The organism is Pseudomonas sp. B21-023 (assembly GCF_024749165.1).
GTDB lineage: Bacteria > Pseudomonadota > Gammaproteobacteria > Pseudomonadales > Pseudomonadaceae > Aquipseudomonas.
This window is the reverse complement of record NZ_CP087190.1, coordinates 4,114,684-4,129,543: the sequence shown is the minus strand read 5'-3', so window position 1 is coordinate 4,129,543 and position 14,860 is coordinate 4,114,684. Positions and strand designations below refer to the sequence as shown.

General features: G+C 64.1%; 17 protein-coding genes. 15 read left to right on the top strand and 2 right to left on the bottom strand.

The window, feature by feature from the left end; all coding sequences use genetic code 11:
- The first annotated feature begins 1 nt into the window (after position 1).
- Positions 2-988 carry a S49 family peptidase gene (locus LOY42_RS18450; RefSeq protein ID WP_139672636.1) on the top strand — a complete coding sequence of 329 codons (987 nt, stop codon included), beginning with the start codon at positions 2-4 and terminating at the stop codon, positions 986-988.
- A gap of 124 nt (positions 989-1,112) precedes the next feature.
- On the opposite strand, the gene LOY42_RS18445 is transcribed toward LOY42_RS18450, so the two are convergent.
- Positions 1,113-1,691, bottom strand: a complete 579-nt coding sequence (locus tag LOY42_RS18445; protein ID WP_258598729.1) for a nucleoside triphosphate pyrophosphatase — start codon at positions 1,689-1,691, stop codon at positions 1,113-1,115.
- A 96-nt stretch (positions 1,692-1,787) separates the two neighbouring features.
- Here LOY42_RS18445 and LOY42_RS18440 point away from each other — a divergent pair, with 96 nt between their 5' ends.
- The 12 genes from LOY42_RS18440 to LOY42_RS18385 all read left to right on the top strand — a co-directional run bounded on the left by LOY42_RS18440 (position 1,788) and on the right by LOY42_RS18385 (position 11,646).
- Positions 1,788-2,315, top strand: a complete 528-nt coding sequence (locus tag LOY42_RS18440) for a YceD family protein (RefSeq protein ID WP_023630499.1) — start codon at positions 1,788-1,790, stop codon at positions 2,313-2,315.
- Between the two features lie 13 nt (positions 2,316-2,328).
- A complete protein-coding gene (rpmF, locus tag LOY42_RS18435; protein ID WP_028690987.1) occupies positions 2,329-2,511 on the top strand; it encodes a 50S ribosomal protein L32 in 183 nt (60 codons plus the stop codon).
- A gap of 3 nt (positions 2,512-2,514) precedes the next feature.
- Complete coding sequence (gene plsX / locus LOY42_RS18430) at positions 2,515-3,525, top strand: phosphate acyltransferase PlsX (RefSeq protein ID WP_102683589.1); 1,011 nt, start codon at positions 2,515-2,517, stop codon at positions 3,523-3,525.
- 168 nt (positions 3,526-3,693) lie between these two features.
- On the top strand, positions 3,694-4,632 hold the full coding sequence (fabD, locus tag LOY42_RS18425) for an ACP S-malonyltransferase (protein WP_139672631.1): 939 nt from the start codon (positions 3,694-3,696) through the stop codon (positions 4,630-4,632).
- Positions 4,633-4,648: 16 nt separating this feature from the next.
- On the top strand, positions 4,649-5,389 hold the full coding sequence (gene fabG, locus LOY42_RS18420) for a 3-oxoacyl-ACP reductase FabG (RefSeq protein WP_023630496.1): 741 nt from the start codon (positions 4,649-4,651) through the stop codon (positions 5,387-5,389).
- Positions 5,390-5,592: 203 nt separating this feature from the next.
- Positions 5,593-5,829 carry an acyl carrier protein gene (gene acpP / locus LOY42_RS18415; RefSeq protein WP_046856533.1) on the top strand — a complete coding sequence of 79 codons (237 nt, stop codon included), beginning with the start codon at positions 5,593-5,595 and terminating at the stop codon, positions 5,827-5,829.
- Between the two features lie 154 nt (positions 5,830-5,983).
- Positions 5,984-7,228, top strand: coding sequence for a beta-ketoacyl-ACP synthase II (gene fabF / locus LOY42_RS18410; protein WP_102683587.1), 1,245 nt, complete (start codon positions 5,984-5,986; stop codon positions 7,226-7,228).
- Positions 7,228-8,043 (top strand): aminodeoxychorismate lyase, encoded by an 816-nt coding sequence (gene pabC / locus LOY42_RS18405; RefSeq protein ID WP_139672629.1) that lies wholly within the window; start codon positions 7,228-7,230, stop codon positions 8,041-8,043. The genes fabF and pabC overlap by 1 nt, the downstream gene beginning before the upstream one ends.
- Positions 8,044-8,046: 3 nt before the next feature.
- Positions 8,047-9,222 carry an endolytic transglycosylase MltG gene (mltG, locus tag LOY42_RS18400; protein ID WP_139672625.1) on the top strand — a complete coding sequence of 392 codons (1,176 nt, stop codon included), beginning with the start codon at positions 8,047-8,049 and terminating at the stop codon, positions 9,220-9,222.
- Complete coding sequence (gene tmk / locus LOY42_RS18395) at positions 9,219-9,851, top strand: dTMP kinase (protein WP_139672622.1); 633 nt, start codon at positions 9,219-9,221, stop codon at positions 9,849-9,851. Before mltG ends, tmk begins: the two co-directional genes overlap by 4 nt.
- Positions 9,844-10,830 (top strand): DNA polymerase III subunit delta', encoded by a 987-nt coding sequence (locus LOY42_RS18390; RefSeq protein WP_139672619.1) that lies wholly within the window; start codon positions 9,844-9,846, stop codon positions 10,828-10,830. The genes tmk and LOY42_RS18390 overlap by 8 nt, the downstream gene beginning before the upstream one ends.
- A 33-nt stretch (positions 10,831-10,863) precedes the next feature.
- On the top strand, positions 10,864-11,646 hold the full coding sequence (locus LOY42_RS18385; protein WP_102683581.1) for a TatD family hydrolase: 783 nt from the start codon (positions 10,864-10,866) through the stop codon (positions 11,644-11,646).
- Positions 11,647-11,892: 246 nt separating this feature from the next.
- On the opposite strand, the gene LOY42_RS18380 is transcribed toward LOY42_RS18385, so the two are convergent.
- Positions 11,893-13,026, bottom strand: coding sequence for an aminotransferase class V-fold PLP-dependent enzyme (locus LOY42_RS18380; protein WP_139672616.1), 1,134 nt, complete (start codon positions 13,024-13,026; stop codon positions 11,893-11,895).
- Positions 13,027-13,099: 73 nt separating this feature from the next.
- Between LOY42_RS18380 and LOY42_RS18375 the strand changes: the two genes are divergently transcribed.
- A complete protein-coding gene (locus LOY42_RS18375; RefSeq protein WP_023630645.1) occupies positions 13,100-13,735 on the top strand; it encodes a TetR/AcrR family transcriptional regulator in 636 nt (211 codons plus the stop codon).
- 128 nt (positions 13,736-13,863) lie between these two features.
- Positions 13,864-14,832, top strand: a complete 969-nt coding sequence (locus LOY42_RS18370; protein WP_198754893.1) for a GTP 3',8-cyclase MoaA — start codon at positions 13,864-13,866, stop codon at positions 14,830-14,832.
- The last annotated feature ends 28 nt before the right edge of the window (positions 14,833-14,860 follow it).

Genomic DNA, 14,860 nt, shown 5'->3' with positions numbered 1-14,860 from the left:
CATGACTGACGAGTGGAAGGCGCCCGAGGCCGATGAGGCTGGCGAGGAGCGCAAGAGCTGGAAGCTGCTGGAGAAGACCTTGCTGGCGGGTGTCCAGGAGCAGCGTCGGGCGCGGCGCTGGGGGATCTTCTTCAAGCTGCTGACCTTCGTTTACCTGTTCGGCATCCTGTTCCTGTTCACGCCATTGATGGATGTGGACAAGGCTGCCTCGCGCAGCGGCAGCCATACCGCGCTGGTCGAGGTGCGCGGGGTGATCGCCGATCAGGAGCCTGCCAGCGCCGACAATATCGTCAAGAGTCTGCGCGAGGCGTTCAAGGATCCGAAGACCAAAGCCGTGGTCATGCGCGTCAACAGCCCGGGCGGCAGCCCGGTGCAGGCGGGTTATGTGTACGACGAGATCCGTCGTCTGCGCGCCGAATATCCGGCCATCAAGCTGTACGCGGTGATCGCCGACCTGGGGGCCTCCGGCGCCTACTACATTGCCAGCGCCGCCGACGAGATCTATGCCGACAAGGCCAGCCTGGTCGGCTCCATCGGCGTCACTGCGGCGGGCTACGGCTTTGTCGGCACCATGGACAAGCTGGGCGTGGAGCGGCGCACCTACACGGCGGGCGAACACAAGGCCTTCCTTGATCCGTTCTCGCCACAGAAGCCGGAAGAAACCGCGTTCTGGCAGGGTGTGCTGGATACCACGCACCGCCAGTTTATCGCCATGGTCAAGCAGGGGCGTGGCGAGCGCCTGAAGGACAAGGATCACCCTGAGCTGTTCAGCGGGTTGATCTGGTCGGGCGAGCAGGCCAAGGAGTTGGGGCTGGTGGACGGGCTGGGCAGTGCCAGCTATGTCGCCCGCGAAATCGTCGGCGAGAAGGAACTGGTGGACTTCACTGTGCAGGAGTCGCCGTTCGATCGTTTCTCCAAGCGCATCGGTGCCAGTGTGGCGGAGCGCATGGCGCTGTATATGGGCTTCCAGGGGCCTTCGCTGCGTTGATCTGAAGTCGATTGGGGCCGCTTCGCGGCCCTTTCGCCGGCAAGCCGGCTCCCACAAATTACGCCGCATCCTGTGGGAGCCGGCTTGTCGTAGCGACGAACCGCGGCGAAGCGGCCCCAGTCTCTCAAGGCACCTGCACGCCTTCCTTGTGCAGCATGTCCACCAGCCGAATCAGCGGCAGCCCGATCAGGCTCGTGGCGTCGCAGCCATGGGTGCTCTGGAACAGGCTGACCCCCAAGCCCTCCGCCTTGAAGCTGCCGGCGCAGTCCAGTGGCTGCTCGGCCGTCACGTAGCGCTCCACGCGCTCTCGATCCAGCTCGCGCATCGTCACGGTAAACGGCACGCAATCGACCTGGCAGTGGCCGGTGGCGCTGTTCAGCAGTGCCAGCCCGGTGAGGAAGGTGACCTGCTGCCCGCTGGCCTCCAGCAACTGCTCGCAGGCGCGTTCGAAGGTGTGGGGCTTGCCGAGGATCTGCTCGCCCAGTACCGCCACCTGGTCGGAGCCGATGATCAGGTGATCGGGGTGACTGGCGGCCAGGGCTTCGGCCTTCTGTCGGGCCAGGCGGCGCACCAGCTCGACGGCGGGCTCGCCATCGAGGCGCCGTTCGTCAAGGTCGGGGCTCGCCCAGGTGAAGGGCAGGCGCAGGCGGGTGAGCAGTTCGCGGCGGTAGGGCGAGCTGGAAGCCAGTAACAAGGGAAGCATGGTAGACTCCTGGGCAATTGCCCCGAATTCTAACATGCGAGATGGCACCTAATTTCCTTTGACAGGGAGGGGGTGCATCCCTAGAATGCTGCGCCTATGTTGAATGACCCGATTCCACCTCACGTTGACCCGCGCAAATTGGCTGATCGTGGCGTAACCCTCGAAGGTTCGCTGCAACTCGCTGATTTGGAAAGACTCTGCGACCCGCTTTCCGACAATGTCGGTACGGTGCAGGCGAAGTTCGATTTTGAACGAGATGAACAGCACGTGGTGGTTATCCACAGCGCGCTGGATGTCGAAGTCAAGATGGTTTGCCAGCGTTGTCTTGAGCTGGTCACCCTGCCGATCCATAGCGAATGTACGTACGCTGTGGTGAAGGAGGGTGCGAACACCCAGTCGTTGCCGAAAGGCTATGACGTGCTGGAACTGGGCGAAGATCCATTGGATCTGCAGGCACTGGTCGAGGAAGAGCTTTTGCTTGCCCTGCCAATCGTGCCTGCTCATCATCCGGAAGAATGCCAGCAGCCGGCGGGACTCGATGAGCCCGAGCCGAGCAAGGACGAGGTATCGCGGTCCAACCCGTTCAGTGTATTGGCGCAGTTAAAGCGTGACCCAAACGTTTAGGAGTTAATCAATTATGGCTGTTCAGCAGAACAAAAAATCCCGCTCTGCCCGTGACATGCGCCGTTCGCACGACGCCCTGTCGGCAGAAGCTCTGTCGGTAGAGAAGAGCACCGGTGAAGTACACCTGCGTCACCACGTTTCGCCAGAAGGCGTATACCGTGGTCGCAAAGTGATCGACAAGGGCGCTGACGAGTAATCCTTGTCCGCTCAGATCATCGCGATCGACGCAATGGGCGGGGACTTCGGTCCCCGCAGCATTGTCCAGGCTAGCATTGCCTGCCTATCGGCTACCCCCTCGCTGCACCTGACCCTCGTCGGTCAACCCTCCCTCCTTGAAGATCTTGTCGGCGGCCTAGCGGCTGCGGATCGCGCACGCCTGCAGATTGTCGCGGCCAGCGAAGTGATCGGCATGGACGAGCGGCCATCGCAGGCGTTGCGGGGCAAGCCGGACTCGTCGATGCGCATCGCCCTCGAACTGGTGCGTGATGGCAAGGCCCAGGCCTGCGTAAGTGCCGGCAATACCGGCGCGCTCATGGCCTTGTCGCGCTTTGTGCTCAAGACCTTGCCCGGTATTGATCGTCCGGCGATGGTGGCGGCGATCCCGACCCAGGCCGGCTACTGCCAGTTGCTTGATCTCGGCGCCAACGTCGATTGCAGCGCGGAAAACCTCTACCAGTTCGCCGTGATGGGCTCGGTGGCCGCCCAGGCTCTGGGCGTGCATCGGCCGCGGGTGGCGCTGCTCAATATCGGTACCGAGGACATCAAGGGCAACCAGCAGGTCAAGCTGGCCGCCAGCCTGTTGCAGAACGCCCGGGGGCTGAACTACATCGGCTTCGTCGAGGGTGACGGGTTGTACCGGGGCGAGGCGGACGTGGTGGTGTGCGATGGTTTCGTCGGCAATATCCTGCTCAAGTCCAGCGAGGGTCTGGCGACCATGATCGGTGCCCGCATCGAGGCGCTGTTCCGTGGCGGGGTGTTGGCGCGAGCCGCAGGTGCCCTGGCCATGCCGCTGCTCAAGCGCCTGCAGGCCGACCTTGCGCCTGCGCGGCACAATGGTGCGAGTTTCCTGGGGTTGCAGGGCATCGTCATCAAGAGCCATGGCTCGGCGGGCGTGCAGGGTTTGCAGAGCGCGATCCAGCGAGCGCTGATCGAGATCCAGGAAAACCTGCCGCAGCGCCTGCACGGGCGTCTCGAAGACTTGTTGCCCTGAGCTGCGCGATGAGGTCATTACTGGAAATGCAAAGCTTTTGGGCATACCGCCCATGAAGTGCTTAAATGTGACCGCTTGGTCCGCCGCTCCATCCAAGCTTTCAGATTGCGCGTCTGGCCCGCGGCCTGGCGCACCCTATCCGACGACAAGATCATAAGGGCTTGTTCAATGTCTGCATCCCTCGCATTCGTCTTTCCTGGTCAAGGTTCCCAGTCGCTGGGCATGCTCAAAGAGCTGGGCGCCGAAAAACCGGTAATCGTCGAGACCTTCAAGGAAGCGTCCGAGGCCCTGGGCTACGACCTGTGGAAACTGGTCCAGGAAGGCCCGGAAGAACAACTCAACCAGACCGACAAGACCCAGCCGGCCATCCTGACCGCCTCCATCGCCTTGTGGCGCCTGTGGCTGGAGGAGGGTGGCGCGCAGCCGGCTTTCGTCGCCGGGCACAGCCTGGGTGAATACAGCGCCCTGGTCGCTGCCGGCAGCCTGTCGCTGAAAGATGCCGTACGCCTGGTCGAGCGCCGCGGCCAGCTCATGCAGGAAGCCGTACCCGCCGGCCATGGTGCCATGGCCGCCATCCTTGGCCTGGACGACGCTGTGGTGGTCGAGATTTGCGCCGAAGCCGCCGAAGACGAAGTGGTCAGCGCGGTGAATTTCAACTCGCCGGGCCAGGTTGTCATCGCCGGCAACAAGGCTGCGGTCGATCGTGCCATCGAGCTGTGCAAGGCCAAGGGCGCCAAGCGTGCCCTGCCATTGGCGGTCAGCGTGCCATCGCACTGCGCCCTGATGAAGCCGGCCGCCGAGCGTTTCGCCGAGGCCGTCAATGCCATCGAATGGAAAGCGCCGCAGATCCCGGTGGTGCAGAACGTCACCGCGGCCATCGCCGCCGACCTCGATGCCCTCAAACAGGACCTGCTGGCGCAGCTCTACCAGCCGGTACGCTGGGTCGAGTGCGTGCAGGCGCTGGCCGAGCGCGGTGCGGTGAACCTGGTCGAATGCGGCCCGGGCAAGGTCCTGGCTGGCCTGAACAAGCGTTGCGCCGACGGCGTGACCACCTACAACCTCAATACCCCAGACGCCGTCGCCGCCACCCGTGCGGCGCTGGCCTGAATTCGGAGAAGCTTGCATGAGCCTGCAAGGTAAAGTTGCACTGGTCACCGGCGCCAGCCGTGGTATCGGCCAGGCCATCGCCCTCGAGCTGGGCCGCCAGGGCGCGACCGTGATCGGTACCGCCACCACCGCTTCTGGTGCCGAGCGTATCGCCGCCACCCTGAAGGAGCACGGCATCAACGGCACCGGCCTTGAGCTGAACGTCACCAGCGCCGAGTCCGTGGACGCAGTGCTGGGCGCCATCGGCGAGCAGTTCGGCGCGCCGGCCATCCTGGTCAACAACGCCGGTATCACCCGCGATAACCTGATGCTGCGCATGAAGGATGATGAGTGGTTCGATGTGATCGACACCAACCTCAACAGCCTCTACCGTCTGTCCAAGGGCGTGCTGCGCGGCATGACCAAGGCGCGTTGGGGTCGTATCATCAGCATCGGTTCGGTGGTGGGTGCCATGGGCAACGCCGGCCAGGCCAACTACGCCGCCGCCAAGGCCGGCCTGGAAGGCTTCAGCCGGGCCCTGGCTCGTGAAGTGGGCTCGCGTGGCATCACCGTCAACTCGGTGACCCCGGGCTTCATCGACACCGACATGACCCGTGAGCTGCCAGAAGCGCAGCGCGAGGCCCTGCAGAAGGAAATTCCGCTGGGCCGCCTGGGCCAGGCCGAGGAGATCGCGAAAGTGGTTTCCTTCCTGGCTTCCGACGGCGCAGCCTATGTCACCGGCGCCACCGTGCCGGTGAACGGCGGGATGTACATGTAAAACCGCAACTCAATGTGACGGATTGCTTCAAAAAAGAGTCATACTCCGAGCCTAAAATCCGTTATAAAGCTGCAACCAGATTCCGGGCAGAGGGCCCGGTGACTTGGTGGAAGGCGCGTTACGCTTGAAAAGCAGGCGTCTTCCTATAAACTTGGTCACCGGCCAGCTGCCTGACATATGTCCATTAGGAGTGAAAACTAGGTATGAGCACCATCGAAGAACGCGTCAAGAAAATCGTCGCCGAGCAACTGGGCGTCAAGGCTGAGGAAGTCAAGAACGAATCTTCCTTCGTTGAGGACCTGGGTGCCGATTCGCTTGACACTGTTGAGCTGGTGATGGCTCTGGAAGAGGAATTCGAGACCGAAATCCCTGACGAAGAAGCCGAGAAGATCACTACCGTTCAAGCTGCTATCGACTACGTCAACGCCCACCAGGCCTAAGACGCTGTAGTCGACGCTTCTTGTCGGGAAAAACCGCACTGCCTTTGCCGGCGTGCGGTTTTTTCTTTGCGAGAGCCGGGGTTTGCTGCCATTCCATTCGCCATGGCAAGTGCACTGGCAAGAGACTCTGTTATTTGGAAATGAGGAGAGTACTGTGTCGCGTAGACGCGTCGTGGTCACTGGTATGGGTATGCTGTCGCCACTGGGTACCGATGTACCGAGCACCTGGCAGGGCATTCTGGCTGGCCGCAGTGGCATTGGTCCGATCGAGCATACGGATCTGTCTGCCTACTCCACCCGTTTTGGCGGCTCGGTGAAGGGCTTCGAAGTCGAGCAGTACCTGTCGGCCAAAGAGGCCCGCAAGCTCGACCTGTTCATTCAATACGGCCTGGCGGCCGGCTTCCAGGCGGTGCGCAATGCCGGGCTGGAAGTCACCGATGCCAACCGTGAGCGCATCGGCGTGGCCATGGGTTCGGGGATCGGCGGGCTGACCAACATCGAGGAAACCAGCCGTACCCTGCATGAGCAGGGGCCGCGGCGGATTTCGCCGTTCTTCGTGCCGGGCTCGATCATCAACATGATCTCCGGCTTCCTGTCGATCCACCTGGGTCTGCAGGGTCCGAACTATGCAATCGCCACTGCCTGCACCACAGGCACCCACTGCATCGGCATGGCCGCGCGCAACATCGCCTACGGCGAAGCCGACGTGATGATCGCCGGTGGCGCCGAGATGGCCGCCTGCGGCCTGGGCATGGGCGGCTTCGGTGCTTCCCGTGCGCTGTCCACCCGCAACGACGAGCCGGCCCGTGCCAGCCGTCCCTGGGACAAGGGCCGTGACGGCTTCGTGCTGTCCGATGGCGCCGGCGCCCTGGTGCTCGAAGAGCTGGAGCATGCCAAGGCTCGCGGCGCAACCATCTACGCCGAGCTGGTCGGTTTCGGCATGAGCGGTGACGCCTACCACATGACCTCGCCGCCCGATTCCGGCGAAGGCGCCGCTCGCTGCATGGCCAATGCCCTGCGTGATGCTGGCATCCAGCCTGAGGACGTCAGCTACATCAACGCCCACGGCACCTCGACGCCGGCTGGCGACGTGGCCGAAGTGGCCGCGATCAAGCGGGTGTTCGGAGAGCATGCCTACAAGCTGGCAGTGAGTTCGACCAAGTCGATGACTGGCCACCTGCTCGGCGCTGCCGGTGCGGTGGAGGCGATCTTCAGCGTCCTGGCGATCAACAGCCAGATGGCGCCGCCGACCATCAACCTGGACGAACCGGACGAAGGTTGCGACCTGGACTTCGTGCCGCACCAGGCGCGCAGCATGCCGATCGATGTGGTGCTGTCCAACTCCTTCGGCTTTGGCGGGACCAACGGTTCGCTGGTGTTCCGCCGGTTCGCCGGCTGATGCTCAGCTGGGTCGATGGCCAGGACGCGGCTGCGGTCAATCTGCAGAACCGTGGCCTGGCCTACGGCGATGGTCTGTTCGAGACCATCGCCGTGCGCGGCGGCAGGCCCAGCCTGCTCGCGCAGCATGTCGACCGCCTGGCGCTGGGTTGCCAGCGCCTGGCGATCGAGGCCGACCTGACGCTGGTTCGCAATGAACTGTTGCAATTCGCCCGGCAACTGGGCGAAGGCGTCGCCAAGCTGATCCTGACCCGCGGCGACAGCCAGCGCGGCTATGCCCCGCTGGCTGGGGCGCAGGCGCGGCGTATCCTGCAAGGCGGCCCCTTGCCGGCCTATCCGACGCAGCATGCCGAGTTCGGCGTGCGGCTGTTCCCCTGTGAGACGCGCCTTGCGGAACAACCGCTGCTGGCCGGGCTCAAACACCTCAACCGCCTCGAGCAGGTACTGGCCCGTGCCGAATGGCAGGACAGCGCGTTTGCCGAAGGCTTGATGCGTGACGCCCAAGGGCGGGTGATCGAAGGGGTGTACAGCAACCTGTTCCTGGTGCGTGATGGCGTACTGTTCACCGCCGACCTGAGCCGTTGTGGCGTGGCCGGGGTGATGCGTGCGGCATTGCTGGAACAGGCCGCGCTGCTGGGGATTCCCACACAGGTGCGCGACCTTCCGTTCGAGGCGCTGCAGCAGGCTGACGAAGTATTCCTCTGCAACAGTGTCTATGGCGTCTGGCCCGTGCGTGAATTCGCCGCGCTGAACTGGCCGGCAGGGCCGCTCACCCGTAAACTGCAGGCCGTTGCCCGTACGTTACTGGATACCTGATTCGTGAGACGCAAATTCCTGCTGCTGCTGGAAATGAGCTTGATCCTCGCCGGCCTGGCACTTGGCTGGGCTGCCTGGAAGGTCAACTCGGTCCTGGAGCAGCCGCTGCAAGTGGCACAGGAGCGCATGCTCGACGTGCCCAATGGCACGACGCCAAACCGTATGTTCTACCGGATGCAGGGCGAAGGCCTGCTTGATGACCCGCTGTGGCTGCGCCTGTACTGGCGTTTCAATATGTCCGGCACGGCGTTGCACACCGGTGAATACCGCCTGACCCCGGGCATGACCGTGGGACAGTTGTTCGATGCCTGGAAGCGTGGCGATGTGGTGCAGTACAACCTCACCCTGGTCGAGGGCTGGACCTTCCGCCAGGTGCGCGCCGCGGTGGCGAAGCATGAAAAGCTCAAGCACACTCTTGAAGGCCTGTCCGATACCGAGGTGATGGACAAGCTTGGCCATACCGGCGTGTTCCCCGAGGGCCGTTTCTTCCCTGACACCTATCGCTTCGTGCGCGGCATGAGCGATGTCGAGTTGTTGCAGCAGGCCTACATGCGCCTGGACGAAGTGCTGGCCAAGGAGTGGGCCGAGCGCAGCACCGACCTGCCGTATCGCGACCCGTACCAGGCGCTGATCATGGCCTCGCTGGTGGAGAAGGAAACCGGCATTCCCCAGGAGCGCGGACAGATTGCTGGCGTGTTCGTACGGCGCATGCGCCTGGGCATGATGTTGCAAACCGACCCGACCGTGATCTACGGCATGGGCGAGCGCTACAACGGCAAAATCACCCGCGCCGATCTGCGCGAGCCGACCCCCTACAACACCTACACCATGACCGGTCTGCCGCCGACGCCGATCGCCATGGTCGGGCGCGAGGCAATCCACGCCGCGCTGAACCCAAGCGATGGCTCGAGCTTGTACTTCGTCGCCCGTGGCGACGGCAGCCATGTGTTCTCCGATGACCTGGACGATCACAACAGCGCGGTGCGCGAGTTCCAGATCAAGCGGCGGGCGGATTATCGTTCGAGCCCTGCGCCGCAGGCAGAACCGACGACGCCCGAACCGCAGACGACGCCTGACGCCGCCCCTGCGCCCGCACCTGAAAGCGACGCGCCGGCCCCCACTGATGAATCCGCGCCGGCTGATACGTCGGTGCCAGTAGACCCTAAGGAACGCTCGTGAGCGGCTTGTTTATCACCCTGGAAGGCCCCGAAGGCGCGGGCAAGAGCACCAATCGTGAGTATCTGGCGGCGCGCCTGCGCGAGCAGGGCGTCGATGTGGTCATGACCCGCGAACCCGGCGGCACGCCGTTGGCCGAGCGCATCCGCGAACTGCTGCTGGCGCCGAGCGAGGAGCGCATGGCAGTCGACACCGAGCTGCTGCTGATGTTCGCCGCTCGCGCCCAGCACCTGGCCGAAGTGATCCGCCCGGCGCTGGCCCGTGGTGCCGTGGTGCTGTGCGATCGGTTCACCGACGCCACCTACGCCTACCAGGGCGGCGGCCGCGGTCTTTCGGTAGAGCGCATCGCCATCCTGGAGAGCTTTGTGCAGGGCGAGCTGCGCCCGGACCTCACCCTGGTCTTCGACTTGCCCGTGGAGGTCGGTCTGGCCCGTGCTGCGGCCCGTGGCCGGCTGGATCGCTTCGAGCAGGAGGGCCAGGCTTTCTTCGAGGCGGTGCGCCAGGCCTACCTGCAGCGCGCAGGCCAGCAGCCACAGCGCTATCGCCTGCTGGACGCCGCGCAGCCCTTGAGCGCGGTGCAGCAGGCCATCGACGCCCTGGTGCCGGGCATCCTGGAGCGTTGCCGTGGCTGAGGCCTACCCCTGGCAGCAGGCGCTCTGGCTGCAATTGGCCGGGCGTGCCCGGCACGCCCACGCCTACCTGCTGCACGGCCCCCAGGGCATCGGCAAACGGGCCCTGGCCGAACGCCTGATGGCGCGCCTGTTGTGCCAGCAGCCAGAGGGCCTGGATGCCTGCGGCCAGTGCAAGTCGTGCCTGTTGCTCAAGGCCGGTAGCCACCCGGACAACTTCGTGCTGGAGCCGGAGGAGGCCGACAAGCCGATCAAGATCGACCAGGTGCGTGAACTGGTGTCGTTCGTGGTGCAGACCGCCCAGCAGGGTGGGCGCAAGGTGGTGCTGATCGAGCCGGTGGAGGCGATGAACATCAATGCCTCCAACGCCTTGCTCAAAAGCCTGGAGGAGCCCTCCGGCGACACCGTGCTGTTGCTGGTCAGCCATCAGCCCAGCCGCCTGCTGCCGACCATCAAGAGTCGCTGCCAGCAGGTCGCCTGCCCGCAGCCAAGCCTGGAACAGAGCCGCGCCTGGCTGGCCGGCGCGCTCGAAGGCAGCGATGAGCAGGAGCGCGAAGAGCTGCTGACCCTGGCCGCGGGTTCGCCGCTGATGGCGGTCAGCCTGCAGGCCCAGGGCGTGCGTGAGCAACGGGCGCTGGTTACCGAGGGGGTGAAGAAGCTGCTCAAGCAGCAGCAGTCGCCTACCCAACTGGCCGAAGCCTGGAACGCGGTGCCCCTGTTGCTGCTGTTCGACTGGTTCTGCGACTGGTCGCACCTGATCCTGCGTTATCAGTTGACCCAGGACGAAGAGGGTTTAGGCTTGCCCGATATGCGCAAGGTGTTGCAGTACCTGGCGCAGAAGAGCCGCCAGGCCAAGGTGCTGGAGGTCCAGGCGTGGATTCTCGAGCAGCGCCAGAAGGTGCTGGGCAAGGCCAACCTCAATCGTGTACTGCTGCTCGAAGCGTTGCTCGCCCACTGGGTGCAGCTGCCGGGCATGCGTTGATTCCCACCGTTTCCTAATGTGTGTCGTGTTCCCATGCTCGTAGATTCCCATTGCCACCTCGACCGTCTCGATCTCAGTGCCCATCAGGGTTCCCTCGACGCCGCCCTGCAGGCGGCCCGCGAGCGTGGAGTAGGGCATTTCCTGTGCATTGGCGTCAGTGCCGAGAATGCCGGTGCGGTCAAGGCGTTGAGCGAGCGTTACGCCGATGTCGATTGCTCGGTGGGCGTGCACCCGCTCGACCTGGCGCCCGGTGAGACGCCGGCCCTGGAGTGGCTGTTGCGTGAACTGGCCCACCCGCACGTGGTGGCCATTGGCGAAACGGGCCTGGATTACCACTACGAGCCGGAAGCCGCCGAATTGCAGCAGGCTTCGTTCCGCCTGCACCTGGAAGCCTCCCGGCAGACCGGCAAGCCGGTCATCGTGCATACCCGTGCGGCGCGTGAGGACACCCTGGCGCTGCTGCGCGAGGCCAGCCTGCCCCAGGCCGGCGTGCTGCACTGCTTCACCGAGGACTGGCCGATGGCCAAGGCCGCGCTGGACCTGGGCTATTACATCTCGTTGTCCGGCATCGTCACCTTCCGCAATGCCGATGCCCTGCGCGAGGTGGCCCGGCAGGTGCCGGTGGACCGCCTGCTGGTGGAAACCGACTCGCCGTACCTGGCGCCCATCCCGCACCGCGGCAAACCGAACCTGCCGCAGTATGTGCGGGAAGTGGCCGAGTACGTGGCGTCGTTGCGCGGTGTGAGCTACGAGCAATTGGCCGCGCAGACCACGGGGAATTTCAAGCGCTTGTTCCCGCTGGCGCGGGTGGCCTGAGGCCTCTGCGCAGCCCCCCAAGCTTGAGGCCCGGACAAAAAAAACCCGGGTTCTGGGGGGGGAATCCGGGTTAAGACCATTAGGAGTAAAACAAAGGTACACGGTCCCTGGGCACCTTTATCGGCGCGCCACTTGGGGGGATGTGCCGCGCCAACACTTCAAGTATTGGCCAGGATTGGCGTGCTGCCAGCGGCTGCTGATCGTTTTTTAAACAGATTTGGAATACGTAGGCAGCGCCTTGCGCGATCAATGCATTGCCAATTGGCGGATCTGGCACAGTACTTCGTCGATCAGGCGCTGGTCAGTATAGAAATGTGGGGAAAATCGCACGCCAGGGCCTCGCAGGGCGCAAATTACCCCGTTATTGCTCAGGGCTCGATAAATGTCGACGTTGGCCTGGCCGTCAATGCTGAAGTTGACTATCCCTGCCCGACGTGAAGGGTCAGCAGGGCTGTGCACCTGCACGCCGGGGATCGCCAGTAAACCTTGATGCAGTTGCTCGACCCGCAGTTCCAACTGTTCGGCGACCAGCGCCATGCCCACGTCTTCCAGCAGTGACAGGCTGGCTTCCAGTGCGCAGGCGCCGAGCATGTTCGGGCTGCCGCATTCGAAGCGCCGCGCGCTGCGTGCCGGTTGCCACTCGCGGCGCTCGAAGTCGCCGAGGTGTTCCAGCATGTGCCAGCCGTAGGCGTGCAGTTTCAACTGCCTGCGCAGTTCGCTACGGCAATAGAACACGCCCAGCCCCTCTGGGCCGAGCATCCACTTGTGGCCGTCGGCCATGGCGAAGTCGCACTGATAACGCTGTACATCGAAGGGCAGGGCGCCCACCTGCTGGATCGCGTCTATGCAGAACAGCACGCCGCGCTGACGGCAGGCGACGCCGAGGCGCGCCAGGTCCAGGCGCAAGCCGCTGGCGAACTGCACGGCGCTGACCGAGAGCAGTCGCGCCCGTGGGCCGCAGGCGGCGAGCAGCGCCGCTTCCGGATCGGCGCCGGCCAGGTTCGCCTCAACGACCTCGACGCCATGGTTGGCCAGCGCTTGCCAGACCACGCGGTTGGAGGGGAACTCCTCGTCGCTGATGACGACCTGGTCGCCGGGCTGCCAGTCCAGGCCGAACGCCACCAGCGACAGCGCCTGGGAGGTGTTGCCCACCAGGGCGATATCGCCGCTGGTGGGGGCATTGAGCAGGCGTGCCAGGCGTTCGCGCAGGCGTCGTTCGGTGGCCAGCCAGGCCGGATAAGCGCTGGCACCCAGGCGTACATTGTCACGGGCGAAGCTCGCCACGGCCTCGGCGGCCCGGCGTGGCCAGGGGGCTATTGCCGCGTGGTTCAGGTAACACAGGCCCGGCGCCTGCTCGAACTCATCAAGAAACACAGACATGGTTGGAAGATCCGTGCATTTTGCCGCCAGTTAGGCATAATAATCCGCTTCGATTGTCATCCCAGTCCTTCTTATGCAGAAAGAACCTCGCAAGGTCCGTGAGTTTCGCCGTCGCGAACAAGAGATCCTCGACACGGCGCTCAAGCTGTTTCTCGAACAAGGTGAAGACAGTGTCACCGTCGAGATGATCGCCGACGCCGTGGGTATCGGCAAAGGCACGATCTACAAGCACTTCAAGTCCAAGGCGGAGATCTACCTGCGCCTGATGCTCGACTACGAGCGCGACCTGAACGCGCTGCTGCACTCGGCTGACGTCGACCGCGACAAGGAAGCCCTGTCGCGCGCCTACTTCGAGTTCCGCATGCGTGACCCGCAGCGTTACCGGCTGTTCGACCGCCTGGAAGAAAAGGTGGTCAAGGGCAACCAGGTGCCGGAAATGGTCGAGCAGTTGCACAGCATCCGTGCCTCCAACTTCGACCGCCTCACGCAATTGATCAAGGGGCGCATCAGCGAGGGCAAGCTCGAGGACGTACCGCCTTACTTCCATTATTGCGCGGCCTGGGCCTTGGTCCATGGCGCCGTGGCGCTGTATCACTCGCCGTTCTGGAGCAATGTGCTCGAGGACCAGGAAGGCTTCTTCCAGTTCCTCATGGACATCGGCGTGCGCATGGGCAACAAGCGCAAGCGCGATCCGGAAGGCGCGAACTAAAGCCCTCGCAAGATGCCTGTCGACCTTCGCCAGGCATCCTCGCTTCAAGGCTTCGACAGGAAGGCTTGCAAAAACCTGATTTTTGAGTCAGGTTTTGCCGGCCCGATTCATCCATGCCGGAGTCATCCATGATCGTCGATCGTCAAGGCAGGCGCTTTCGCAACCTGCGCGTCAGCCTGACTGCTGCCTGCAACTATGCCTGCACCTACTGCGTGCCTGACGGCAAGCGCCTGGTGGCGGCGCAGGACGAGCTCACGGCGGATGCCCTGGCCCGGGGCGTGGCGTACCTGGTCGAGGCGGCCGGGGTGGAGCGGCTGCGCATCACCGGTGGCGAGCCGCTGGTGAGCCCACGTCTGGAGGCCTTCCTCGGCGCGGTGGCCGGGCTGGGCCTCGAGGACATCAGCCTGACCACCAACGGCCAGTTGCTCGCCCGCAAGCTCCCGCTGCTGCGCGAAGCAGGTATCCGCCGACTCAACGTCTCGCTCGACACCCTCGATGCCACGGCCTTTCGCCGCATCGCCCGGGGCGGCGACCTGGCCAGCGTGCTGACGGGCATGGCCCAGGCCAGTGACGCGGGGATGGCGATCAAGGTCAACATGGTGCCCATGCGCGGGCAGAACCTCGACCAGGTGCTGCCGCTGCTCGACTATTGCCTTGAGCGCGGCTACGAGCTGCGTTTCATCGAGCTGATGCGCATGGGCCACCTGGCGCGTGATGGCAACGCCTTCCTGCAGCAGTTCGTAGGCCTGGAGCAACTGCTGGCGCTGATCGGGCAGTCCCATGCCTATGAACAGGCGCCACGCCCGTTGGATGCCACGGCCTTGCGCTATCGCATTCCCGGCAAAGGTCATTTCGGGGTGATCGCCAACGAGAGCGTGCCATTCTGCCGCAGTTGTTCGCGCCTGCGCCTGTCGTCCACCGGCTGGCTGCATGGTTGCCTGTCGTCGAGTAACCGTCATTTTCTCGGGGACCTGCTCGACAAGCCCCGTCATCAAGCGCTTCCGGCATTGCAGCGGCTACTGGTGAAGGCCCTGGCGGACAAGCAGGATGTGGCATTTTCCGGCGATGTGATGGTGATGAAGGTGATCGGCGGCTGACTCTGGCGCAAAAGCTGCATCCTGCGGC

Bases quoted from the DNA above. Each gene is read 5' to 3' on its own strand.
- LOY42_RS18450 (WP_139672636.1), top strand. From the start codon at position 2: ATGACTGACGAGTGGAAGGCGCCCGAGGCCGATGAGGCTGGCGAGGAG.
- LOY42_RS18445 (WP_258598729.1), bottom strand. From the start codon at position 1,691: ATGCTTCCCTTGTTACTGGCTTCCAGCTCGCCCTACCGCCGCGAACTG.
- LOY42_RS18440 (WP_023630499.1), top strand. From the start codon at position 1,788: ATGTTGAATGACCCGATTCCACCTCACGTTGACCCGCGCAAATTGGCT.
- rpmF (WP_028690987.1), top strand. From the start codon at position 2,329: ATGGCTGTTCAGCAGAACAAAAAATCCCGCTCTGCCCGTGACATGCGC.
- fabD (WP_139672631.1), top strand. From the start codon at position 3,694: ATGTCTGCATCCCTCGCATTCGTCTTTCCTGGTCAAGGTTCCCAGTCG.
- fabG (WP_023630496.1), top strand. From the start codon at position 4,649: ATGAGCCTGCAAGGTAAAGTTGCACTGGTCACCGGCGCCAGCCGTGGT.
- acpP (WP_046856533.1), top strand. From the start codon at position 5,593: ATGAGCACCATCGAAGAACGCGTCAAGAAAATCGTCGCCGAGCAACTG.
- pabC (WP_139672629.1), top strand. From the start codon at position 7,228: ATGCTCAGCTGGGTCGATGGCCAGGACGCGGCTGCGGTCAATCTGCAG.
- LOY42_RS18385 (WP_102683581.1), top strand. From the start codon at position 10,864: ATGCTCGTAGATTCCCATTGCCACCTCGACCGTCTCGATCTCAGTGCC.
- LOY42_RS18380 (WP_139672616.1), bottom strand. From the start codon at position 13,026: ATGTCTGTGTTTCTTGATGAGTTCGAGCAGGCGCCGGGCCTGTGTTAC.
- LOY42_RS18375 (WP_023630645.1), top strand. From the start codon at position 13,100: ATGCAGAAAGAACCTCGCAAGGTCCGTGAGTTTCGCCGTCGCGAACAA.
- LOY42_RS18370 (WP_198754893.1), top strand. From the start codon at position 13,864: ATGATCGTCGATCGTCAAGGCAGGCGCTTTCGCAACCTGCGCGTCAGC.